Here is a 24,309-nt window from a genome sequence, read left to right as displayed (position 1 = left end):
ATCTCTTCCCCATAGCCTAAGTGGTACAAAAACTGTGTATCACCAGTAGGCTGCACTATGTCTCTTATGCTCTCCCGTCACTAAGCAGGCTCTCAACGAAGAGACTGCTTAGAACGAAATCAAATATGCTCCAATAGATCATATAGTTGCGACACACTAACTGATTTACCATATCTTCTGTATGTGATTGAGTTATCTGCATGACCTAAGAATGCAGCAGCATAATGTTCCACTACACCAGCATTTTTTAACTTAGTGGCAATGTAATGTCTCAGTGAATGAAACTCTGGAACCCCTAATTTTTTGCGATAACCGCTAAACCAGCGGGTGAAATAGTGGCTGTATGACCCTTTATAGAAGGTTAACTGCGGAAATAATCTACCCTTCTGTTTCTGTACATAGTCCAAAAATCCAATATCTATCAATTTGTTATGAATTGGTATTGTACGTTTACTGTTCTCCGTTTTGACCACCTGTCCATCATGACGATCATCAATCCTGACGCACCACCTTCCTTCATATTTTAATATATCACCATGATATAGTTGACAAATTTCATTAGCTCTCATCCCTGTAAATCGTCCAAGCAAAATAATCCATCTCTTCCAGTCAGGTAAAGTACTGATTCCACTCTCTAGGCGTTTAACCTGAGTAGATGTATATGCCTCTCGCTTTAGGGATACTGGCTCACGATCCTTTTGGAGCAATCCCTCAAAGGGATTCTGAAAATCATAGTCCGTACGGTGTTTCAGCCATCGGAAAAACCCACTGATTTTCTTAACATATTTGTTCTTTGTAGGAATCGCGACATCCAGTCCGCTAATGAATTCAGCAGCCCTGCTACGCTTAAGCACCTGATCAGTGGAGCTAAAGTACTTATCAATACAGCGTTTGATAGAAGAAACTTCCCTTTCACAAACTTCACGGCTTTTAAACTCAACGTACTGCTCCGCATGTCGTTTTAGCTCGCTAAGCGACGACAAGTCTGAGTGGGGGGATTGGATAAAATCGATTGTAGTTGTGGAAGTTTCAGTAATCAGCCAGGGGCGATCGGCGAAGCGTAAAGATCGCTTTGTCGCTTCAGTCTTTGAACGAGTACCTAACGAACGACGAAACTCACGGCGTTTACCACAGGGTAAGACGTTAACTTTCCGGTAGTACCAGATCCCATGACGGGAGAGCATAAGAGACATAGTGCAGCCTACTGGTGATACACAGTTTTTGTACCACTTAGGCTATGGGGAAGAGATTTCAGTACTTTAGCGTAAAGCTATCAAGTACTTATCCAGAAATGGGTGGGGGCCCTGCCAGCTACATCCCGGCACACACGTCATCTGCCTTGGCTGCTTCCTTCCGGACCTGACCTGGTAAACAGAGTAGTGTTGCGGGAGAACCAACAGAGCCCCCATTGAGAGCGTTGTTAACCAACGCGCAGGCGCATTATCACTGCTGCACCCTGTAATTGCAACCCATCCAGCATCGGATGCTGTTTTCTTGTGCAATGCGGCTTCACTCCTTCGCCATTCGGCATTATGCTGGAGGATTAGCGCAGGAATAAATGATGGATATACAAGACACTTTCCCCCAACGCGTCTGGCAAATCGTCGCTTCAATCCCCGAAGGTTTCGTCACCACGTATGGCGATGTTGCCCGGCTTGCGGGATCGCCGCGCGCTGCGCGTCAGGTAGGCGGCGTGCTTAAGCGTCTCCCCGAAGGTAGTACCCTGCCCTGGCATCGGGTGGTCAATCGCCACGGGGCCATTTCGCTGACGGGTCCCGACCTGCAACGACAACGTCAGGCGTTGCTGGCAGAAGGAATAGTGGTTTCAGGAAACGGACAGATCGATTTACAGCGCTATCGCTGGGTGTACTAACCCTCTCCAGGCGGAGAGGGTTACAACGACCTTAGTACTGCGTGGGAGCCGGAACCGCAGATGATGGATTCACCTGGGTTGGTGAAGTAGACGGAACCGTGGTAGTAGCCCCACCGCTCACCTGAACCGGTACTGCTGTTTGCTGTACCGGGACCAGCGTCAGGTCGGCTTTAGTCCCACCCTGATTGATGACCGTCTGAACGGTATCAGTAATAAAGACCAGTTTATCATTTACCGTAATAGCCGCACTCAACAGAATACGGGCGTTAGGTTGAATATCTGCCGGGTTGAACGGTAATACAAAGCTGAATGGCGCTTGTTTACCTTCAGTACGAACCGCTTTTTGCGACAGCACTTTTGACGGCGCATCGGCCAGTGAAGCATCTGACAGCGTAACGGTTAGCACCGCATCGGGTGGCAAGGCCACTTTCTGACGGATCCATACTGTCCCGGAGACATTTGGCTGCTGAATTTTAGACTGTGTGTCAGAAATTGACGTATTAGGGCTTGGCGCAGGTGTCTGAATATCAGCGCTTTTATCGGCACAGGCCGCCAGAGCGACTGCAACCGCTAAACCACTTACCATGTGCACGAGTTTCATTAAATTCTCCTTATCATCTATGCACCAGCGAGAACTTTCCTCGCCAGAAGAGTGGTTAACAAAAACATAACGTGAATAAGTGTGGCACAAGACAGCTATTTTTGCCTGTAATAGGCCAGTAATTCAGACAATTGCACCCATCGGACCACTTTTAAAATTGAGTTATACTCTGCCTACCTCGCTGCGACATCGATATCACCTGGAGAGCACGTATGAGTCTGGCACTGAAAAATTTGCTGACATTGTTAAATCTGGAAAAAATTGAAGAAGGACTCTTTCGGGGCCAAAGTGAAGACTTAGGGTTACGTCAGGTTTTTGGGGGACAGGTTGTCGGTCAGGCGCTATATGCCGCAAAAGAAACCGTACCGGAAGAGCGTCTGGTACACTCTTTTCACAGCTACTTTTTACGCCCCGGCGATAGCCAAAAGCCCATCATCTATGATGTGGAAGTCCTGCGTGATGGTAACAGCTTCAGCGCGCGCCGCGTTGCCGCGATCCAGAATGGTAAACCCATTTTTTACATGACTGCCTCTTTTCAGGCACCGGAAGACGGATTTGAACATCAGAAAACCATGCCGGATGCGCCGGGTCCCGATGAGCTGAAATCAGAAACGGAAATTGCCCGCTCAGTGGCGCATTTGCTGCCGCCGCTGTTGAAAGAAAAATTTATCAACGATCGTCCGTTGGAAGTACGCCCTGTCGAGTTTCATAACCCCCTCAAAGGTCACGTCGCACCTCCGACGCGCCAGGTGTGGATTCGCGCTAACGGCGTGCTGCAGGACGATCTGCGCGTCCATCAGTATCTGCTGGGTTATGCCTCAGACCTGAACTTCCTGCCTGTTGCGCTGCAACCGTACGGGATTGGCTTCCTGGAAAAAGGGATTCAGATCGCCACCATTGACCATTCCATGTGGTTCCACCGTCCGTTTAATATCAATGAATGGCTGCTGTATAACGTCGAGAGTACTTCGGCATCCGGTGCCCGGGGCTTTGTACGCGGAGAGTTTTATACCCAGGATGGCGTGCTGGTCGCTTCTACCGTACAGGAAGGGGTAATGCGTAATCGCAATTGAGAATTACCGGATGGTGGCGCAAAAGCGTTGCCATCCGGCAAATTGAGAATCAGGCGTTGTAAGCGTTCTCGCCGTGACTGTTTACATCCAGACCTTCGCGCTCCTGCTCTTCCGGTACGCGCAAACCAACCGTCATATCCGCCAGCTTATAGCCAATGAAAGCCACCACGCCAGACCAGACGATGGTGATCGCCACGCTTTCCAGTTGCACCAGCAGCTGATGCCCCATGGTCACGCCCTCGGCAAAGCCCACGCCTCCCAAAGAGCTGGCAGCGAAAACTCCGGTCAGGATACAGCCGACAATACCGCACACACCGTGAACGCCAAACACGTCACACGGATCGTCCACACGCAGAAAACGCTTCAGCATGGTCACGCCCCACAGGCCTGCCAGACCCGCAACGACACCGATAATCAGCGCGCCGCCGACACCGATATAGCCACATGCAGGTGTTACGCCCACCAGACCCGCAATGGCACCAGAGCAGGCGCCCAGCAAAGACGGTTTACCACGCAGCGCCCATTCACCGAAGATCCATCCGAGGATGGCTGCAGCGGTGGCGACCACGGTATTGACGAAGGCCAGTGCGGCGATTTCATTTGCCGTACCCGCTGAACCAGCGTTAAAGCCAAACCAACCAATGTAGAGAATAGCGGTACCGGTGAAAACCATCGGCAGGTTATGCGGTTTAAAAGCTTCTTTGCCAAAACCGACACGTTTGCCAATCAGATACGCGCCTACCAGACCGGCAATCGCCGCGTTGATGTGCACAACCGTTCCGCCGGCAAAATCCAGCGCGCCGTGGGAAGCCAGCAAGCCGCCGCCCCAGACCATATGCGCAATGGGGATGTACGACAGCGTTAACCATACCACCACAAAAATCAGCACCGCGGAGAAGCGAATACGTTCAGCCAGCGCACCGACGATTAGCCCAACGGTGATGCAGGCGAACGAGCCCTGAAAAGCAACGTGAATGTACTGGTAGAAGCTCCCCGTTACCGCCGTCAGCGCAATATTCTTCAGCAATACCCAGTTGAAGTTGCCGAAGAAATTATTTCCTTCGCCAAAGGCCAGTGAGTAGCCATAAACCACCCATAAAATACAAACCAGAGCAAATGTCACCGTAACCTGAGTCAGCATCGACAGCACGTTCTTACCGCGAATCAAACCGCCGTAGAACAGCGCAATGCCAGGGATGGTCATAAACAGCACCAGCGCGGTACAGATCATCATAAAAGCGTTATCCGCTTTATCCGCAACCGCCGGTGCCGCCATCGCCAGTCCCGGCAGCAGCGCCAGTGAAGCAATACCTGTTTTCATCGTTGCTATCTTCATTTTTTGGTTTCCTATCACTGTGTGCCAGACGTTACAGTGCGGCTTCGTCGGCTTCGCCGGTACGAATACGAATCACACGTTGCAGCTCGGCGACGAAGATTTTGCCGTCGCCAATTTTTCCGGTGTATGCCGCCTTACTGATGACATCAATCACGCCATCCAGTTGGTCGTCGGCAATCGCCACATCAATCTTCACCTTCGGCAGAAAATTGACGCTATATTCAGCCCCACGGTACAGCTCAGCATGACCTTTCTGTCGGCCAAACCCCTTCACTTCGGTGACGGTCAGCCCCTGAATACCAATAGACGACAATGCTTCACGGACGTCTTCCAGTTTGAACGGTTTGATTACCACAGTAACCAGCTTCATAGATCCCCTCCAGTCAGAATTCAGTAGTGGCTGCAGATACACGAGAGGAATATTGCAAGGGATGTGCCAGAAATGAAAAAGGCGGGATGATTCAGGTTCTCAGGGTACTTCCGGGAGAGAAAAAGAAAAAACGCACTATAACGGTGCATAGTGCGTTACATTTTTGCACCAGATTGTTGATTGCCAGATGGCGGCGTAAACGCCTTATCCGGCCTACGAGACCGCGCTGGCCCCAGACCGGATAAGCGCCGCGCCATCAGGCGATAACAGAATCGTCTTGCGTACTGGCGGCTAACTCTTCACCCGCCAGCTGCAACTGATACATCTGCCAGTAACGGCCTTGCGCCGCGAGTAATTGCTGGTGCGTACCACGCTCAACCGCCTGACCGCGATGCAGCACCAGAATGGTGTCCGCATCGACAATCGTCGATAACCGATGCGCAATCACCACCAGCGTGGTGTGTTCACGTACCGCCGCCAGAGCTTGCTGAATGGCCTGTTCAGTACCGGAGTCAATACTGGCCGTGGCTTCGTCGAGGATCAACACCTGTGGCGTTTCAACCAACACCCGCGCCAACGCCAGCAGCTGTTTTTGACCAACGGAGAGATTATTGCCCTGCTCGCCCAGCCGGGTATGAATCCCCTCGCTCAGACCTCGCGCCAGTTCTGCCAGTTGCACGGTCTCCAGCGCCTGCCATACCCGCTCTTCTGAGATATCGCGGCCCAGCGTGACGTTCGCCAGGAAGGTATCTGCCATCACCACCGGATCCTGCTGCACCATGGCGATGCCCTGACGTAACGCACCGTGGCTCAGTGAAGACAGCGACCGTCCATCAAGGCGGATTTCCCCCTGCGTCAGCGGGTAGTAACCCATCAACAGACTGGCGAGCGTGCTTTTACCACTGCCGGTGTGTCCGACCAAAGCCACAAAGCTGCGCGAAGGCACGGACATACTGATATTTTGCAGCACCAGATTGTCGTCGCGATAGGCAAATGAAACGTTATCCACCTCAATGTCCCCGCTCTTTAGCGGTCGCTCATCTTCACCATAGCGCTGACGTGGCCCATCCATCAGTTCGAACACTCGCTCACCGGCGACAACCGCCTGCTGCAGCATTGATTGCTGAGTGGTCAACTCGATCAGCGGTTCGTTCAAACGGCCGAGGTAGCTGATAAACGCGTATAGCACGCCAACCTCGATCGAGCTGCCAGAGGTAAAACTGAACAGCATCAGCAATCCGCAGAGGATCAGCGCCGAGAAAAGGCTAAGCAGCGGGCGCAACAAAAAACCATCCAGTCGCAGGGTTTGCATACGCGCCATATAGTGCGAGCGGCTTGCTTCGCCCATTCTCTCGCCAAATCGCGCCTGCTGGCGGAACTGCTGGATAACACTCATGCCGTTGATGACTTCGTTAAAGCCATCGTTAATATCCGCCAGATAAGCGCGAACCCGGCGCACAATCGGGGTGCTGTAGCGTTGATAAATCACCATCACCACCAGCACGGCCGGGAAAATGGCCATCGCCACTAGCGCCATACGCCACTCAAGGCTGAACATCGCTACCAGCATGGCGCCAATTAATGCCGCGCTGCGCAGGACCGTTGCTACCACCGTCACGTACAGGTCGCGAATAACTTCGGTGTCGTTGGTCACGCGGGAGATTAGCTGCCCGACGGGTTGAGTATCAAAGGCGCTGAGCGGCTGGCGCAGCGCAGCGTCCATTACGTCGGTGCGCAACTGTTGTACTACGCCAACTGCCGCCTGGTTAAACAGCAATGACTGCGCGTAATGCAGGCCAGCCGCCAGCAGTTGCAGACCGATATATGCCGCAACCAGCCCGGCGACCATCGCCAGCGGCAGATTATTCTTCGCCACCATGTTATCGATAAAATAGCTAATCAGCAGCGGACCGCTGACTTCCGCCGCAGCCGCCACCCACAGCATGACTACCGCAATAGCCAGCTGTTTTCGCCATGGAGAGCCATACGCCAGCAATCTTTTCAGGGTCGGCCATAATTGCCCAAAACTACGCATTAGCCGCCTCCTCGTTTATCTCTGGTGCATCAGTCAGCGCCGCTTCCAGTTGCTGATAGCGGTACATATCACGATACCAGCCAGGCTGCTGCACTAACGCATCATGCTCACCGCGCTGGGCAATATGCCCATGCTGCATCACGATAATCTCGCTGGCTTCCGTCAGGGCTGATAAACGGTGGGCGCTAATAATGACGGTTCTGCCTTCGCCCCACTGGCGCAGGTTATGCAGGATCTGATGCTCGGTACGACCATCTACCGCCGACAGCGCATCATCCAGAATCAGGATTTCAGCGTTCAGGAGTAGCGCTCGAGCGATAGAAATACGCTGTTTTTGCCCACCAGACAGCATCACCCCACGTTCGCCCACTTCGGTGTCGTAGCCCTGCGGAAGACGTAAAATATCCTCATGAACGCTGGCAAGGCGTGCCACATACTCGATCTCTTCCTGCGTGGCCTGAGGGCGTCCTAACGCGATGTTATTGCCAACGGTATCCGAAAACAGGAATGGCGTCTGGCTGACAACGGCCAGCCGGCTGCGCCAGCTATCCAGTTGTAATCGCGTTAAGGGGATATCATGAAAGCGCACATCGCCGTGGGTGATATCAAAATGACGCTGAATCAGCGACAGCACCGTACTTTTCCCCGCGCCGGTAGGCCCACAAATGCCCAGCATCTGCCCAGGTTTAAGCTGGAAGTTCACATTTTCCAGCGCCGGGTGTGTCGTTTGCGGGTAGCAAAATTCGCGAATCGCCACCGCCAGCTCCCCACGCCCTTCCGGTACCGGTTCAGTGCCGTCATCCACCACCGGCGCTTCAGACAGCATGGCGCGAATACGGCTGTAGGCCGCGCTGCCACGTTCGACGATGTTAAACATCCATGCCAGCGCCAGCATCGGCCAAATCATCAAACCGAGATACATCATAAAGCTGGTGAGCTGGCCGAGCGTCAGCGAGCCGTGCACCACCATCCAGCTTCCGCCAGCAATCGCCAGTAGGTTAGCCATGCCAATGGCGATATAAATCGTGGGATCAAAGCGGGCGTCAATGCGCGCCACGCGCAGGTTTTTCTTACCGGTATCTTCGGCATCGGCGGCAAATAATGCCGATTGCCGATCCTCCAGACCGAAGGCCTTGATCATGCGAATACTGGTCAGGCTTTCCTGAGTACGGTCGTTGAGACTGGAAAACGCCGCCTGCGCCAGCTTAAAGCGGTTATGCAGTCGATCGCCGTAACGTTTGATCATCAACGCCATCACCGGCATCGGCAGCAGCGCAATTAACGTCAACTGCCAGCTTATCTGCGTTGACATCACGATCAGCACCGCACATCCCATTACCAGCGAATCTACCAGCGTCAGCACGCCTTCTCCGGCGGCAAATACGACCCGATCGACATCGTTGGTCGCACGCGCCATCAGATCGCCCGTGCGGTGACGCAGATAAAATTCTGGATGCTGGCGACTCAACTGACGGTAATAATCTTCCCGCAGCTCAACCGCCAGTTGGTAGGATGCGCCAAACAGCAGCACGCGCCAGACATAGCGCAGCAAATAAACCACCACTGCAATCAGGGCAATTGTTCCCACCCACATCAGCAGCCACTCGGTGGTGAAGCGTTGAGTCGTCACGCCATCCACAATGATCCCGACCACTTTCGGCGGAATAAGCTGAAGGATAGCGATGATGATAAGCAGGGCCACCGCCCCAAGGTAGCGACGCCACTCCCGGCGGAAGTACCAGCTTAATTGAGCAAATAATCGCACGCGTTATGTCCTGACAAGATTTCCGGCAATAAGCGCCGGGAGAGTTATTCAATAGGGAGAGCAGTTGTGTATTTAATCTGTTCCATCGCAAAGCTGGAGGTGACGTCAGACAGGCCCGGTACGCTGTTCACCAGGCGCTTATAAAATTCATCGTAGCTTTTCATATCGGCGACCTGCACTCGCATCAGGTAATCATATTCCCCAGCCATACGCCAGAACCCCAGAACCTCCGGCATACCGGTGACTTCGGTGACAAAGCGGCAATACCATTCACTGCTGTGATGCTGAGTCTTAATCAGCACAAACGCGGTCAGCCCCAGTCCCAGTTTTTCTGGATCTAACAGGGCGACTCTACCCAGCAGGATACCGTCATCCTCAAGCCGTTTGAGGCGTTTCCAGCAGGGGGTGGTAGTCAGATTAACGGCATCTGCTAACGCCTGCAAAGAAAGGGTGCAGTCCTGTTGCAGTAAGCTAAGCAGCTTACGGTCAATTTTGTCTAACATATCCACTCCACAGAGAAGAATTTTCTCCTTACATTCTATTTTAAAGGCTAAATGGCAACAATTTTTTCCGTGCTTTTCGCTATTCTTGGCACAAAATGACAAATGGATATCTATTAATGATGAATAGCTCCTGGGTTAAAAACGCCATCAATGAAATCAACGCGGATTATCAGCGTTCTGCGGATACGCATCTCATTCGTCTGTCGCTACCGGCGTTCCCGGGCATTCAGATCTATTTAAAAGATGAGAGCACGCATCCCACCGGGAGCCTGAAGCATCGTCTGGCGCGTTCACTGTTTCTGTACGGATTGTGCAATGGCTGGATTAAAGAAGGCACCACCATCATTGAATCATCGTCCGGTTCAACGGCGGTCTCCGAAGCTTATTTCGCCCGATTGTTAGGGCTGCCGTTTATTGCCGTCATGCCTTCCTGTACGGCGAAGCGTAAAATTGAACAGATTGAGTTTTACGGCGGTCGCTGTCATTTCGTGGAAAGCGCCTGTGAAATCTATGCGGCCTCTGAACAGCTGGCGCGTGAGCTGAACGGTCATTACATGGACCAGTTCACTTATGCTGAGCGCGCTACCGACTGGCGTGGCAATAACAATATTGCTGACAGCATCTTCCGTCAGATGCAGTGCGAGCCCAACCCCGTCCCCCGCCATATTGTGATGAGCGCCGGAACCGGCGGCACCTCTGCAACCATTGGCCGCTATATTCGCTGTCAGGGCTACAACACCCGCCTGATGGTGGTGGATCCGGAAAACTCAGTCTTTCTGCCCTTCTGGCAGGATCGCGATGCAACGTTACGCAGCCCGGTAGGAAGCAAAATCGAAGGCATCGGCCGCCCACGTGTCGAACCCTCCTTCATTCCTGACGTAGTCGATGAAATGCTGCGCGTACCGGATGCCGCAAGCGTGGCCACCGCACACTGGCTGGAAACGCAGTTGGGCCGCAAAGTCGGCGCTTCAACTGGCACCAACATGTGGGGAACGCTGCAACTTGCCGCCCGTATGCGCGATGCAGGAGAAAGCGGTTCACTGGTCACGCTGCTGTGCGACAGCGGCGAACGCTATCTTGAAACCTACTACAACCCGCAGTGGATCGACACGCACATCGGTGATTTAACGCCGTGGAAAGCGGAACTCACCCGGCTTCTGAACACCCATTAATGGGATAAAAAAAGCCAGACGCGAAGTCTGGCTTGCTGGAAGGGATCTCTCATTCGGGGGAATAAGGTAGATGCGGATTGTCCAGCCAATGCGTCAAAAAGTGTGACACCGCCTGATTGCGGCAATGCCCAATCACCGACAAATGCGGCAGTTCAGCAATCAGTTGTGGCATCGCGTTGCCCATAATCAGGCCGCGCCCAACGCTGCCTAACATTTCGCGATCGTTCATGGCATCGCCAAATGCCATACATTCGGCCATTGAATAACCTAAGTGGTCGCTTAGTACCGCCAGCGCCGATCCTTTGTTACAGCCCACCGGCAGCACCTCAAGGCAATCAACCGCGGAAAAACAGAGATTTGCCTGCTCACCCAGCGCCTCATTCAGTTGAATGCGTAATTGGATCAGGGAGTCATGATCCCCACAGAAACAGACTTTCGTTACCTGATGAGCCGGGATACGTTTCACATCGACGATCTGGTAGCGAAATCCGCTATACACATGCGCCTGTAGCAGCGATGGGATCTCTTGTCCGGTGAACCAACCGTTGTCATTAAAGACATGCATGCTGGCTGTAGTATCCCACTTCTGATGTAACACGATATCCGCCACAGTCGGATCCAGATCCTGACGGTGCAATACATCGCCCTCAACAGAGTGAATGCGCGTGCCGTTACCCGTAATCAAAAAGGCGTCCAGTGAGATAGACCCCAAAATATGGCGCATCTCCAGCACATGGCGGCCGGTAGCAAATGTCAGTGTGATATCGCGTTCACGCAGGCGCGCCAGCGTTGAAAGCGTTTCGTCACCTAAATGGTGATTCGGCATCAAAAGGGTGCCATCCATATCAAATGCAGCCAGACGAGCCATTTCTTTCTCCACACTGTGACGCGGTTAACTTGTGATTCAGTATCACCTGAGATATACGGAAGTAATAGTGAATAGATAAAATGAATTGTTCCGGGTTTATTACACAAAATCATTCAAGTTGCATCCAGGCGGCAAGTGAATGAACGTCCAGGAGCATGCAGTGACTGGGGTGAATTAACGCCGCCAACAAAGAGGCAGCTTGAAGGATGACGTGTATATGAGATTGTTGAATCGCCTGAATCAGTACCAACGCCTGTGGCAGCCGTCGGCGGGAGAACCGCAGTCGGTGACCGTCGGGGAGCTGGCAGAACGCTGTTTTTGCAGCGAGCGCCACGTGCGTACCCTGCTGAAGCAAGCGCAGGATGCTGGCTGGCTGGAGTGGCACGCCCAGTCGGGGCGTGGGAAACGCGGGCAGCTGCGCTTTTTGGTGACGCCAGATTCGCTACGCAGCATTATGATGGAACAAGCGCTGCAAAAGGGGGAGCAACTTAGCGTACTGGAGCTGGCTCAGTTGGCGCCGGGAGAATTAAGAACGCTGCTCCAGCCGTTTATGGGCGGGCAGTGGCAAAACGACACGCCAACCCTGCGCATCCCCTATTACCGCCAGCTCGACCCTTTGCACCCTGGATTTCTCCCTGGTCGCGCAGAACAACACCTCGCCGGACAAATATTCTCGGGCCTGACCCGGTTCGACAGTATTACGCAACGCCCCTGCGGAGATTTAGCCCACCACTGGAATATCTCCGCCGACGGCCAGCGCTGGGATTTCTATATTCGTTCCACCCTGTACTGGCATAACGGCGATGCGGTCAGCAGCACACAGCTACATCAACAGTTGCTGAAGCTGTTAGAGCTACCCGCGTTAAATAAGCTGTTTATCAGCGTAAAGCGCATTGAGGTGACGCATCCCCAGTGCCTAACCTTTATTTTGCATCGCCCCGACTTCTGGCTGGCGCATCGTCTGGCAAGCTACAGCAGTCACCTGGCACATCCCGAACTCCCGTTTGTTGGTACCGGTCCGTTTCGGTTGACGCTGTTTACCCCAGACCTGGTGCGCATCGAGGGTCACGATCACTACCACCTGAGTCATCCGCTACTAAAAGCCATTGAATACTGGATAACCCCGCAGCTTTTCTCCCAGGATTTGGGCACCAGCTGTCGCCATCCGGTTCAAATTGCAATTGGTAAACCCGAAGAGCTTCCCATGCTAAGCCAGGTAAGCAGCGGGATCAGCCTTGGTTTCTGCTATCTCACGCTCAGAAAAAGCGCGCGGCTGAATACGCAGCAGGCCCGTCGCCTGGTCAATATTATCCACCGCTCTTCCCTGCTACAAACGCTTGACGTGGATGAAAACCTGATCACGCCAAGCAATGCGCTGCTGCCGGGATGGACGATCCCCCAATGGGATGAACTGGACGACGTGCCGCTACCGGAAAAACTTACGCTGGCCTATCACCTGCCGGTAGAATTGCACGCCATGGCTGAACAGCTTCGCCAGGCGCTGGCGCGACTCGGCTGTGAATTAACGCTTATTTTTCATAATGCTAAAAACTGGGATGGCGACCATCCTTTAGCCCAGGCCGACCTGATGATGGGCGACAGGCTGATTGGCGAAGCACCTGAATATACCCTCGAACAGTGGCTGCGCTGCGATCAACTCTGGTCACATGTATTGAGCTCGCCGGCATATACTCATCTGCAAACCACCCTGGATGCCCTGCAAATCCAGGCCGATGAGGATGATCGTCATGCGGCTTTACAACACGTTTTCGCCTCGCTGATGCATGACGCGACCCTGACACCGCTGTTCAATTATCACTATCGTATTAGCGCTCCGCCGGGCGTGAACGGCGTACGCCTGAACCCTCGCGGCTGGTTTGAATTTACCGAAGCCTGGCTACCGCCCCCGTCGGCGTGAAGAAGCTGGTCGGCGACACGCCCAGGCGCTACCATAAGGGTTTCGTTATTTGTCAGGAAAAACCATGAAACGTGCCGTTGTTGTATTCAGTGGGGGTCAGGACTCCACAACCTGTCTGGCGCAAGCGCTGCATCAGTATGATGAAGTGCACTGCGTGACCTTTGATTATGGTCAGCGCCATCGCGCTGAGATTGATGTCGCACGTGACCTGGCCTTAAAACTTGGCGCGCGTGCGCACAAGGTACTTGATGTAACGCTGCTCAGCGAACTGGCCGTCAGTAGCCTGACCCGCGATAACATTCCGGTACCCGATTACGAACCGGATGCGAACGGCATTCCCAATACCTTTGTGCCAGGACGCAATATTCTGTTTTTAACGTTGGCGGCGATTTACGCGTATCAGGTGCAGGCGGAGGCGGTCATTACCGGCGTTTGTGAAACGGATTTCTCTGGATATCCGGACTGCCGCGATGAGTTCGTCAAAGCCCTGAACCATGCCGTAAGCCTGGGAATGGCGAAAGATATCCGCTTTGAAACCCCGCTGATGTGGATCGATAAAGCCGAAACCTGGGCACTGGCCGATTACTGGGGCAAGCTGGACCTGGTACGCGAAGAAACGCTGACCTGCTATAACGGCATCAAAGGTGACGGTTGCGGTCACTGCGCGGCCTGTAATCTGCGCGCCAACGGCCTGAACCATTATCTGGCAGATAAACCAGCAGTGATGGCGGCAATGAAGCAGAAAACAGGACTAAAGTGATCGTTTTGCCGGATGGCGGTGCACGCACCTTATCCGGCTTTCGACATTCACCGTGGTCAATATCGCCCGTAAGCCTGATAAGCGAAGCGCCGTCAGGCTTCCTTCCATCACTTCACCATCTGCTCCAGTTTTTCGCGCAACTCCCCTTCCAGCGGTAGCGCCTTTTGCGTTTTCAAATCAATACAGACGAAGGTAATCAACGCGTCTGCCACCACCTGTCCTTCCGGCTCCAGGGTGATAGTCTGGTTCAACACACCGCTTTTGCCATTTAACTGTTGCACCTGACTGGTAATGGTCAGCAGGTCGCTCAGCACCGCAGGGCGGCGGTAGTTAATGTTAATATTCACGACCACAAAAGCGATGTTGTGTGCGGTCATCCACTGAAAGCTGTCGCTGTTTTCCAGGCCATCCCAGCGGGCTTCTTCCAGAAACTCAAGATAGCGAGCATTGTTAACGTGCTGATAGACATCAAGATGAAAACCACGAACTTTGATTTGTGTTTGCATAGCGCAGGAGCCTTACGTTGTTTTTATAGGAACACACTTCAGGGTAAGAGGTCATAACTGGTATGACCTCTACAGTCTGGCAAACTTTCAGCACTCTGCAAGTTATTAAAGTGTTAAAACTGCCAGATTGCGCTCTACCAGCGAACTCCCCATGCCCGGCACCTGCTTTAAGTCCTCCACCGTTTTAAACGGCCCGTACTCCTCACGATAGCTGACAATCGCCTGCGCTTTCTTCAGACCTACGCCATTCATGACTCGCGCTAAATCCTCCGCAGAAGCGCTGTTGATGCTTACCCTGGTGCCTTCATCATCGCTCGCTTTAGCCGGTTGCGTGGCTTTGCTTTGTGCTACTCCCGTAGCATCCGCTTTGGCTTGAGTCGCCTGGCTTTTGGCGACTGGCTCTGCAGCCAGTGCGCTTTGAGCCATACCGGTGCAGGTCAATGAAAGGGTAATAAGCAGGGCTTTGATTCCATGTTTCATACTGTTTTCTCCTTGTTTGTTAACAGTGGAATCACGATAGCGAGGTGCAGAACGGCAGACAAACGGCAAATATCAGAAATGGAAAAGGCCGCGAAAGCGGCCTTTGGTTGATACAACTTTTTGCAATTTTTTGCGAGTAGCCTCGGTTATTGCTGCTGTTCCAGCGCGTCACCGACTTTAATTTTTGCGGCTTTACGCAGGTTGCTCATCAGCGCTTCAAAGACAATCTGCGCATTGTTCTGGGTAATCCCCTGAACCATCGCTTTCTTCTGCTCTTCAGGCATAGAACCGGCTTTCACCTCGTCCAGCGCCAGCAGTACAACGTTACCCTGCATGTCGTTCGCCACGCCGTAGCTCGGTTTATCTTTCGCCGGCAGGCTCAGGCCAAAGGCCGCCTGACTCAGCGGATCCTGACCCGTACGGCTCAGCGTTTTCGCCTCGCCAAAGCTCAGACCCGCCGCTTTCATGGCTTCATCGCCTTTACCAGCTTTCAGATCCGCCAGCAGTTTATCAGCATCAAGCTTCGCCTGCTGCTCTGCTTTATTGTGCTTAACAAGCGCAATTACCTGATCTTTCACTTCAGCCAGTGGTTTAACGGCTTCAGCTTTGTGCTCTGCAATTCGCAATACAAACGCGCGATCGCCATCCACGGTGATGATGTCAGAGTTACTGCCAGGCGTACCGTTCTCACCGACCAAACCACCATTGAAAATGATGTCAGCGACCGGTTTGAAGTTCAGCTCTTCCGGCAGGCTGTCACGGCTAAACCAGCCCGTTTCAACCGCTTTCATACCCGCTGCCTGCTCTGCGCCCGCCAGGGATTCGTTATCGTTGCTGGCGGCATCGCTCACTTTCTGCTGCAGCGCATAGTAGGCATCCAGCGCTTTTTCCTGCTTCACTTTCGCCGCAATGTCGTCACGCGCTTCGCTCAGCGGTTTAACCTGCGCAGGCTGCACGTCGTCAAGACGCGCAACGAGGAAACCAACGGAAGACTTAATCACACCTGACAGTTGGCCTTTCTCTTTCAGACCGGCATTCTTCAGCTCATCCGGGGTGGTGGAATCTTCCAGCCATCCCATATCACCGCCTTTACGGGCAGAGATGATGTCAGCAGATTTTTCTTTTGCCAGCGCAGCGAAATCACCGCCTTTGTTCAGCTCGTCCAGTACCGCTTTGGCTTCATCTTCCGTTTTGGTCTGAATGATGCTGTAGCGGTTACGCTGCGGCTGAGTGAACTGATCCTGATGCTGGTCATAATAAGCCTGAATATCAGCATCGCTGGCCGTCTCCTGCATAGCAGCAGCATCCAGCTTGATGTAGCTCACGCGGAACTGTTCCGGCGTCATAAAGTTGTTTTTATTCTGCTCGTAGTAGCTGGCAACTTCTTGCTCGGTAACAGACTGCTTCGCGGCCAGTGCGTTAACGTCAATTGTCGCCTCGCGAACGATACGCTGCTGTGCGACCAGCGCCGCCAGCTCGTCCGTTTCGCCTTTCAGCATGAAGTCCGTACCGGCAACACCGTTAATCAGTTGCTGGGTAGTAAGCTGATTACGTAATGCCTGAGCGTACTGGTCTGCGGTCATTCCCATCTGATTAACAATCGCGTTGTAGCGATTGTTATCAAATTTACCGTCCACCTGGAACGCAGGCGTGGCGAAAATAGCCTGTTTAACCTGATCGTCGCTGATGTTGAGATTAAGCTCGCGGGAGTACTGATCCAGCAGCGCTTCGTCAATAAGACGATTCAGCACCTGCTGACGCAGCGTTTTCATGTAGCCTTCGTTCGCAGCCAGCTCGGAGTATTGATCGCCCAGCTGTTGCTGCATGCGGTTACGTTCGCTGTTGAACGCATTCTCGAACTGCCCGCGGCTAATCTCCTGGCCATTCACTTTGGCGGCGAAGTTATTGCCCCCGCCAATCAGGTAACCACTCACGCCGGTCAAAATGAACGACACGATAATGATACCGAAAATAATCTTGAGCACGAGACTGTTAGCAGCCGTGCGTAAGCTGTCCATCATGGTGTAACCACACTCCGCTGTAGATGACTATACGCGTTATCTCTCAAGCCGCCTGCGCGTTGTCACAACAGCGGCGGCAAGGATTTTGAGTATATATGCTTCACGCAGCATAGCGTTTCCTGAACGCTGCGTACAAAGGCCTATTGTGACAAGAAACAGGGGCAATTGTCAGCCCACAACGCGTAGAAAGTACCGGAATTACAAATAAAAAAGGCACATCAGTCGATGCGCCCTTGTACTTCGTCACATCCCCAAAGGGGAAATCACTTAGTTTACCGCGTCTTTCAGTGCTTTACCTGCACGGAAGCCCGGTACTTTAGCCGCGGCGATGGTGATCTCTTTACCCGTTTGCGGGTTGCGACCAGTACGGGCAGCACGCTCTTTAACGGCAAAAGTACCAAAACCTACCAGCGCTACGTCATCACCTTCTTTCAGAGATTCAGTAACAGAAGCAATAATTGCATCTAACGCACGTCCAGCCGCAGCTTTAGAGATATCAGCCCCTGCAGCAATTTTGTCGATCAGTTGAGATTTATTCACTCTTCTCTTCCTCTTTATAATTTATATCGCACCTGAATCCTTCAAAGTGCGAACGCGCAGCAGTTATATCAGGCCTGCCATGCCCTTACAACACCCGTTAATGATGGCAAGCCCAATCCGTCATCTAAATTAGCTATACAAAAAAAGGCTGGCAAGTCCGAAATGGCCTGCCAGCCCTGTTTTTATTAGTGCTCTTTGCGCGAGGTCACTATTTTGCGGTCACAACCTGCATTCCGGAGGGCTCATTTTGCAACGCGAGCGTCAGAACCTCCTCAATGCGTTTCACCGGATGGATGTCCAGATCGGCAATTACGTTGTCCGGAATCTCTTCCAGGTCGCGTTTGTTTTCGTCTGGAATTAAGACTGTTTTAATACCACCACGGTGTGCTGCCAGCAGTTTTTCTTTCAAACCACCGATAGGCAGAACCTGGCCACGCAGGGTGATCTCGCCGGTCATCGCTACGTCGGCGCGAACCGGGTTACCGGTCAGACAAGAAACCAGCGCGGTACACATGGCAATACCCGCACTTGGACCGTCTTTCGGCGTCGCCCCTTCAGGTACGTGAACGTGGATGTCGCGTTTTTCGTAAAAGTCCGGATTAATGCCCAGTTTTTCCGCGCGCGCGCGCACCACGGTCAGCGCAGCCTGAATGGATTCCTGCATGACTTCACCCAGAGAACCGGTGTAGGTCAGCTTACCTTTACCCGGTACGCAAGCGGTTTCGATGGTCAGCAGATCGCCGCCCACTTCCGTCCATGCCAGACCGGTTACCTGACCTACGCGGTTTTCGTTGTCCGCGCGGCCATAGTCAAAGCGCTGTACGCCCAGGTAGTCGTGCAGGTTGTCGCCATTGATCTCAATATGTTTCAGCGACTTGTCGAGCAGCAGCTGTTTCACCGCTTTACGGCACAGTTTGGAAATTTCACGCTCCAGACTACGCACGCCAGCTTCACGGGTGTAATAACGAATAATGCCCACAATGGCGCTATCGTCGACCGTCAGCTCGCCTTTTTTCAGCGCGTTACGCTCAATCTGTTTCGGCAACAGATGACGTTTAGCAATGTTCAGCTTCTCGTCTTCGGTATACCCGGACAGACGGATCACTTCCATACGATCCAGCAACGGTGCGGGAATATTCATAGAGTTAGAGGTCGCAACGAACATCACGTCGCTGAGATCGTAGTCCACTTCCAGGTAATGATCGCTGAACGCCACGTTCTGCTCTGGATCCAGCACCTCAAGCAGTGCGGAAGCCGGATCGCCACGCATGTCGGAAGACATTTTGTCGATCTCATCAAGCAGGAACAGCGGGTTTTTAACGCCCACTTTAGCCATTTTCTGGATCAGTTTACCCGGCATCGAACCAATATAGGTCCGGCGGTGACCGCGAATTTCAGCTTCATCACGCACGCCGCCCAGCGCCATACGGATGTATTTACGTCCGGTTGCTTTAGCGATGGACTGTCCCAGAGAAGTTTTACCTACCCCCGGCGGCCCAACCAGACACAGGATCGGCCCCTTGATTTTATTCACACGGCTTTGAACCGCGAGATACTCAAGAATACGGTCTTTGACGCGTTCCAGACCGTAATGGTCAGTATCGAGGATTTCCTGAGCCTGACGCAGATCTTTTTTGACCTTGCTACGCGCATTCCACGGCACCTGAACCATCCAGTCGATGTAGCCACGGACTACGGTCGCTTCCGCTGACATCGGAGACATCATTTTCAGCTTCTGCAGTTCTGCTTCCGCTTTCTCTTTTGCCTCTTTCGGCATTTTCGCCGCGTCGATTTTACGCTTCAACGCTTCGTTTTCGTCCGGCGCATCGTCCATCTCGCCGAGCTCTTTCTGAATGGCTTTCATCTGCTCGTTCAGATAGTACTCACGCTGGGATTTTTCCATCTGCTTTTTCACGCGGTTGCGAATGCGTTTCTCAACCTGCAGCAGATCGATTTCAGATTCCATCATCGCCATCAGATATTCCAGACGTTCGTTAACGTCGGACATCTCCAGTACGGACTGCTTGTCAGCAAGCTTCAGCGGCATGTGCGCAGCGATGGTGTCCGCCAGACGTGCAGGATCGTCAATGCTGTTCAGCGACGTCAGCACTTCGGGCGGGATTTTCTTGTTCAGCTTGATATAGCCTTCGAACTGGCTGATAGCGGTACGCACCAGCACTTCCTGTTCGCGCTCATCAATAGCAGGCGAGTCGAGGTACTCCGCTTTCGCAGAGAAGTGCTCACCGTTGTCAGACAGCGCTGAAATACGCGCGCGCTGTAACCCCTCGACCAGCACTTTTACGGTGCCGTCAGGCAGTTTCAGCATCTGCAAAATAGAGGCCACGGTCCCGACGGTGAAAAGATCGTTTACACCCGGCTCATCCGTTGACGCTTCTTTCTGGGCAACCAGCATGATTTTTTTATCATGGTCCATAGCCGCTTCCAGACAACGGATAGATTTTTCCCGCCCTACAAATAAGGGTATGACCATGTGCGGATAAACCACCACATCGCGCAACGGCAATACGGGGATTTCAATGCGTTCAGAACGCTCAGGATTCATAGAGCTCTCTCTTAGTTTAGTTTCCGCCAGGTAATCAGGTGGTACGACTGTGCTCCACACCACCTTTAACATGTATGTCAGTATATGGGGATGTTTCCCACACATTCAACGCCATGTTTACGGAAAAATAAAAGGGGAGATAAAATCCCCCCTTATTAATTAAATGTCTGTATGAATTGATGAATTATTCGCCAGATGCCTGCTGCGCTTCCGGCTTACCGTAAATCAGCAATGGCTTGCTCTGGCCGCCAATCACCGACTCATCGATCACCACTTTTTCGACGTCTTCCATAGAAGGCAGATCGTACATGGTGTCAAGCAGCGCGGCTTCGACGATAGAACGCAGACCACGAGCACCGGTTTTACGTGCCATCGCTTTCTTGGCGATCGCATCCAGCGCTTCCTCACGGAATTCCAGATCGACACCTTCAAGATTGAACAGCGCCTGGTACTGCTTGGTCAGGGCGTTTTTCGGCTCTTTCAGGATCTGGATCAGCGCTTCTTCGCTCAGTTCGCTCAGCGTCGCTACAACCGGCAGACGCCCGATGAACTCAGGGATCAGACCAAATTTGATCAGATCTTCCGGCTCCACCTGCGACAGCAGTTCACCTTCGCTGGCTTTATCAGACTGCGCTTTTACCGTTGCGCCAAAACCAATGCCGGAGCCCGTTTCAACACGGTTAGCAATGACTTTATCCAGACCGGCAAAGGCACCGCCGCAGATAAACAGGATCTTGGAGGTATCAACCTGCAGGAATTCCTGCTGAGGATGTTTACGCCCCCCCTGCGGTGGAACGGCAGCAACCGTACCTTCGATCAGTTTCAACAGCGCCTGCTGTACGCCTTCGCCGGAAACGTCACGGGTAATGGACGGGTTGTCAGACTTACGAGAAATCTTGTCGATTTCATCGATATAGACGATCCCGCGCTGTGCTTTCTGCACGTCGTAATCGCACTTCTGCAGCAGTTTCTGAATAATATTTTCAACATCTTCACCCACATAACCGGCTTCGGTCAGCGTGGTGGCATCGGCCATAGTGAACGGAACGTCAAGCAGGCGTGCCAGCGTTTCAGCCAGCAGCGTTTTACCGGAACCCGTCGGGCCAATCAGCAGGATGTTACTTTTGCCCAACTCGACGCCATTGCTGGTGTCGCCGTTGCGCAGACGTTTGTAATGGTTGTATACCGCGACCGCCAGCACTTTCTTCGCCTGCTCCTGACCGATAACGTAATCGTCCAGGTGGTTGCGAATTTCATGCGGCGTCGGCAGCGCACTGCGTTCACGGTGCGGTGCTACTTCCTTAATCTCTTCGCGAATGATGTCGTTACATAAATCAACACATTCGTCGCAGATATACACGGATGGTCCGGCAATCAGCTTACGCACTTCATGCTGGCTTTTGCCGCAAAAAGAGCAGTACAACAATTTGCCCGAGCCATCTTTGCGTTTATCTGTCATGGGTCAAAACCTCTTCTTTGTTCTTTGTGCCGCACACGACGACGCAAATGCCATTCTCAGGCGCAAGACGCTAGTCAGCGTTGTGCCGCTCCAGGTAATTATAGCGGTACACCTGCGCGCTGGGCATTAATTACGATGGGTCAAAATCGAGTCGACCAGACCGTACTCTACCGCTTCAGAAGCGGAGAGGAAGCGATCGCGCTCGGTATCACGTTCAATCTGCTCAAGAGATTGACCCGTATGATGCGCCATAAGTTCGTTCATGCGCCCTTTTACCTTCAGGATTTCACGGGCATGAATTTCAATATCCGTTGCCTGGCCCTGGTAACCGCCCAGAGGCTGGTGGATCATGACGCGAGAGTTAGGCAGGCAAAAACGTTTACCTTTCGCCCCGGCAGTCAGCAGGAACGCGCCCATTGAGGCCGCCTGGCCCATACAAATGGTGCTGACGTCCGGCTTAATAAACTGCATGGTGTCATAGATAGACATCCCGGCAGTGATCACTCCACCAGGGGAGTTGATGTACAGGTAGATATCTTTTTCTGGGTTTTCTGCTTCCAGGAACAGCATCTGCGCCACGATCAGGTTAGCCATATGGTCTTCGACCTGGCCGGTCAGAAAAATGACGCGTTCCTTAAGTAGACGAGAATAGATATCAAAAGAGCGCTCACCACGTGAGGTCTGTTCAATGACCATCGGCACCAGCGCCATATGGGGTGCAAAGTTATCTCGTTCGCCGCTGTATGACATTTCCGTCTCCTGGATAAAATTTGAAAAAACCTGCTGTGCTGATTGTAACCTTATGGACGGATTATCAGCTAGTCCCTCAGTAATGGGTACGACATCGCCATAATTCAAGCATAACAATCTTTTGTTGTAACGCTAACACTGAAACGCTGTTTTCGCACTCTTCCCATGCAAAATCCGTGACAAAAAAAAACCCGCCACCAAAAGGTGACGGGCTTGCGTACGAAATTCGTGCTAAATAAGCGACGAATTACGCCTGCTGGTTCATCAGTTCGTTGAAGGAAGTGGCTTTTTCAGTCACTTTCGCTTTCGCCAGAACGGCTTCAACAGCCTGCTCTTCCAGAGCGACGTTACGCATGTTGTCCATCAGCTCTTTATTTTTGCTGTAGAACTCAACAACTTCTTTCGGATCTTCGTAAGCAGAAGCCATCTCTTCGATCAGGCCTTTAACGCGATCTTCGTCAGCTTTCAGCTCGTTGGTACGAATCACTTCGCCCAGCAGCAGACCTACAACTACGCGACGCTTAGCCTGTTCTTCGAACAGTTCACGCGGCAGTTCCAGAGCTTGTTTTTCGTTGCCGCCAAAACGCTGTGCAGCCTGACGACGCAGAACGTCGATTTCGCTGTCGATCAGAGCAGCCGGAACGTCGATGTCGTTAGCTTTTACCAGACCTTCGATCGCCTGAGACTTAACACGGTTACGCACAGCGCCTTTCAGCTCGCGTTCCATGTTTTTACGTACTTCAGCGCGCAAACCCGCTACGGAACCATCTTCAACGCCGAAACGTTTGATGAATTCTTCAGTCAGTTCCGGCAGTTCGCGCTCTTCAACTTTCTTCAGGTTGATAACGAACTTAGCGGCTTTACCTTTCAGGTTTTCAGCGTGGTACTCTTCCGGGAAGGTCACATCGATAGTGAACTCTTCGCCAGCTTTGTGGCCTTTAACGCCTTCTTCAAAGCCTGGGATCATACGACCCTGGCCCATCGCCAGTACGAAGTCAGACGCTTTGCCGCCTTCGAACTCTTCGCCGTCTACAGAGCCGGTGAAGTCGATGGTTACACGGTCTTCTGCATCAGCAGCGCCGTCTTTGTCTTTCCAGGTAGCCTGCTGCTTACGCAGGGTGTCCAGCATCACGTCAACGTCAGCGTCGGTGACTTCAACAACCGGTTTTTCAACTTCGATTGCTTCCAGGCCAGTCAGCTCAACTTCCGGGTAAACTTCGAACTCTACCGCGTAAGTAAAATCTTCACCCAGTTTGTATTCGCCCGGAACGTAGTTCGGTGCGCCAGCCGGATTGATTTTTTCTTTGATGATCGCGTCAACGAAGTTGCGGCTCATCAGGTCGCCCAGAACGTCCTGGCGAACAGACGCGCCATAACGCTGAGCAACAACATTCATCGGTACTTTTCCTTTGCGGAAACCGTCAATACGCACTTTCTTCGCTACGTTGACCAGCTCGCTTTTCACAGCGGTCTCGATGCTGTCAGCAGCGATAGTAATCGTTACACGGCGGCCAAGGCCTTGAGTGGTTTCAACTGAAACTTGCATCTTGTTACCTCAAAAAATCACAGTGCTCGGTCAACTCTTCTCCGCAAGCACAGGTTGTTGGCTTCGCGGAACTGGGATGTTCTCATAAGCAATCACATTCCCTGTCGTCAGAATCATCCCGAAGACATTCCGAAAAATAAGACGCGCATTATAGCGGCATCACTTTTATG

General features: G+C 52.6%; 20 protein-coding genes, 1 other RNA gene and 1 pseudogene. 5 read left to right on the top strand and 17 right to left on the bottom strand.

What is annotated here, in order from left to right:
* Positions 1–119 precede the first annotated feature (119 nt).
* On the bottom strand, positions 120–1,193 hold the full coding sequence (locus tag OGV93_RS12465; RefSeq protein ID WP_287109605.1) for a site-specific integrase: 1,074 nt from the start codon (positions 1,191–1,193) through the stop codon (positions 120–122).
* A gap of 109 nt (positions 1,194–1,302) precedes the next feature.
* Positions 1,303–1,399, bottom strand: an RNA gene (ffs, locus tag OGV93_RS12460) — signal recognition particle sRNA small type.
* 84 nt (positions 1,400–1,483) lie between these two features.
* Between ffs and OGV93_RS12455 the strand changes: the two are divergent.
* Positions 1,484–1,873 (top strand): annotated as a pseudogene (locus OGV93_RS12455) (MGMT family protein).
* A gap of 31 nt (positions 1,874–1,904) precedes the next feature.
* Here OGV93_RS12455 and OGV93_RS12450 read toward each other — a convergent pair.
* Positions 1,905–2,474, bottom strand: a complete 570-nt coding sequence (locus tag OGV93_RS12450) for a YbaY family lipoprotein (protein WP_101700618.1) — start codon at positions 2,472–2,474, stop codon at positions 1,905–1,907.
* Positions 2,475–2,686: 212 nt separating this feature from the next.
* Between OGV93_RS12450 and tesB the strand changes: the two genes are divergently transcribed.
* Positions 2,687–3,547, top strand: a complete 861-nt coding sequence (gene tesB, locus OGV93_RS12445) for an acyl-CoA thioesterase II (protein WP_016152062.1) — start codon at positions 2,687–2,689, stop codon at positions 3,545–3,547.
* Positions 3,548–3,596: 49 nt separating this feature from the next.
* Here the strand turns inward: tesB and amtB are convergent, their stop codons facing one another.
* From amtB to decR, 5 genes are all read right to left on the bottom strand, one after another.
* Positions 3,597–4,883 (bottom strand): ammonium transporter AmtB, encoded by a 1,287-nt coding sequence (amtB, locus tag OGV93_RS12440; RefSeq protein ID WP_008783954.1) that lies wholly within the window; start codon positions 4,881–4,883, stop codon positions 3,597–3,599.
* 31 nt (positions 4,884–4,914) lie between these two features.
* On the bottom strand, positions 4,915–5,253 hold the full coding sequence (gene glnK, locus OGV93_RS12435; RefSeq protein WP_003021657.1) for a P-II family nitrogen regulator: 339 nt from the start codon (positions 5,251–5,253) through the stop codon (positions 4,915–4,917).
* 256 nt (positions 5,254–5,509) lie between these two features.
* Entirely contained in the window at positions 5,510–7,288 is a 1,779-nt protein-coding gene (locus tag OGV93_RS12430) for a SmdB family multidrug efflux ABC transporter permease/ATP-binding protein (RefSeq protein WP_200083766.1), read from the bottom strand.
* Positions 7,281–9,053 (bottom strand): SmdA family multidrug ABC transporter permease/ATP-binding protein, encoded by a 1,773-nt coding sequence (locus OGV93_RS12425; protein ID WP_080858958.1) that lies wholly within the window; start codon positions 9,051–9,053, stop codon positions 7,281–7,283. The genes OGV93_RS12430 and OGV93_RS12425 overlap by 8 nt, the downstream gene beginning before the upstream one ends.
* Positions 9,054–9,097: 44 nt before the next feature.
* Positions 9,098–9,556 carry a DNA-binding transcriptional regulator DecR gene (gene decR / locus OGV93_RS12420; RefSeq protein ID WP_016152059.1) on the bottom strand — a complete coding sequence of 153 codons (459 nt, stop codon included), beginning with the start codon at positions 9,554–9,556 and terminating at the stop codon, positions 9,098–9,100.
* A 116-nt stretch (positions 9,557–9,672) separates the two neighbouring features.
* Here decR and OGV93_RS12415 point away from each other — a divergent pair, with 116 nt between their 5' ends.
* Positions 9,673–10,728 carry a PLP-dependent cysteine synthase family protein gene (locus OGV93_RS12415; protein WP_200083767.1) on the top strand — a complete coding sequence of 352 codons (1,056 nt, stop codon included), beginning with the start codon at positions 9,673–9,675 and terminating at the stop codon, positions 10,726–10,728.
* Between the two features lie 49 nt (positions 10,729–10,777).
* Here the strand turns inward: OGV93_RS12415 and cof are convergent, their stop codons facing one another.
* Positions 10,778–11,596, bottom strand: coding sequence for an HMP-PP phosphatase (gene cof, locus OGV93_RS12410; protein ID WP_109018129.1), 819 nt, complete (start codon positions 11,594–11,596; stop codon positions 10,778–10,780).
* A 217-nt stretch (positions 11,597–11,813) separates the two neighbouring features.
* Here cof and OGV93_RS12405 point away from each other — a divergent pair, with 217 nt between their 5' ends.
* Both OGV93_RS12405 and queC read left to right on the top strand, forming a co-directional pair.
* Complete coding sequence (locus OGV93_RS12405) at positions 11,814–13,514, top strand: SgrR family transcriptional regulator (RefSeq protein ID WP_200083768.1); 1,701 nt, start codon at positions 11,814–11,816, stop codon at positions 13,512–13,514.
* Between the two features lie 64 nt (positions 13,515–13,578).
* Complete coding sequence (gene queC, locus OGV93_RS12400) at positions 13,579–14,274, top strand: 7-cyano-7-deazaguanine synthase QueC (protein WP_003021638.1); 696 nt, start codon at positions 13,579–13,581, stop codon at positions 14,272–14,274.
* 107 nt (positions 14,275–14,381) lie between these two features.
* Here queC and fadM read toward each other — a convergent pair whose 3' ends face one another.
* From fadM to tig, 8 genes are all read right to left on the bottom strand, one after another.
* Entirely contained in the window at positions 14,382–14,780 is a 399-nt protein-coding gene (fadM, locus tag OGV93_RS12395; protein WP_016152055.1) for a long-chain acyl-CoA thioesterase FadM, read from the bottom strand.
* 105 nt (positions 14,781–14,885) lie between these two features.
* The gene (locus OGV93_RS12390) at positions 14,886–15,260 is read right to left on the bottom strand and encodes a helix-hairpin-helix domain-containing protein (protein ID WP_080858954.1); all 375 of its coding nucleotides are present in this window, start codon (positions 15,258–15,260) and stop codon (positions 14,886–14,888) included.
* 146 nt (positions 15,261–15,406) lie between these two features.
* Positions 15,407–17,281, bottom strand: coding sequence for a peptidylprolyl isomerase (gene ppiD / locus OGV93_RS12385; protein WP_200083769.1), 1,875 nt, complete (start codon positions 17,279–17,281; stop codon positions 15,407–15,409).
* A 267-nt stretch (positions 17,282–17,548) separates the two neighbouring features.
* On the bottom strand, positions 17,549–17,839 hold the full coding sequence (gene hupB / locus OGV93_RS12380) for a nucleoid-associated protein HU-beta (protein WP_219352570.1): 291 nt from the start codon (positions 17,837–17,839) through the stop codon (positions 17,549–17,551).
* 190 nt (positions 17,840–18,029) lie between these two features.
* Positions 18,030–20,384, bottom strand: a complete 2,355-nt coding sequence (gene lon, locus OGV93_RS12375; protein WP_016152052.1) for an endopeptidase La — start codon at positions 20,382–20,384, stop codon at positions 18,030–18,032.
* Positions 20,385–20,568: 184 nt separating this feature from the next.
* Complete coding sequence (clpX, locus tag OGV93_RS12370) at positions 20,569–21,843, bottom strand: ATP-dependent protease ATP-binding subunit ClpX (protein WP_003831013.1); 1,275 nt, start codon at positions 21,841–21,843, stop codon at positions 20,569–20,571.
* Between the two features lie 126 nt (positions 21,844–21,969).
* A complete protein-coding gene (gene clpP / locus OGV93_RS12365) occupies positions 21,970–22,593 on the bottom strand; it encodes an ATP-dependent Clp endopeptidase proteolytic subunit ClpP (RefSeq protein WP_003021624.1) in 624 nt (207 codons plus the stop codon).
* Positions 22,594–22,840: 247 nt separating this feature from the next.
* Positions 22,841–24,139, bottom strand: a complete 1,299-nt coding sequence (gene tig, locus OGV93_RS12360; protein WP_003021622.1) for a trigger factor — start codon at positions 24,137–24,139, stop codon at positions 22,841–22,843.
* Positions 24,140–24,309 lie beyond the last annotated feature (170 nt).

The organism is Citrobacter sp. Cb031, from assembly GCF_030336725.1.
Classification (GTDB): domain Bacteria; phylum Pseudomonadota; class Gammaproteobacteria; order Enterobacterales; family Enterobacteriaceae; genus Citrobacter; species Citrobacter braakii.
Note: the sequence above shows the minus strand (reverse complement) of the source record. Positions and strands in the feature narration are given on the sequence as shown.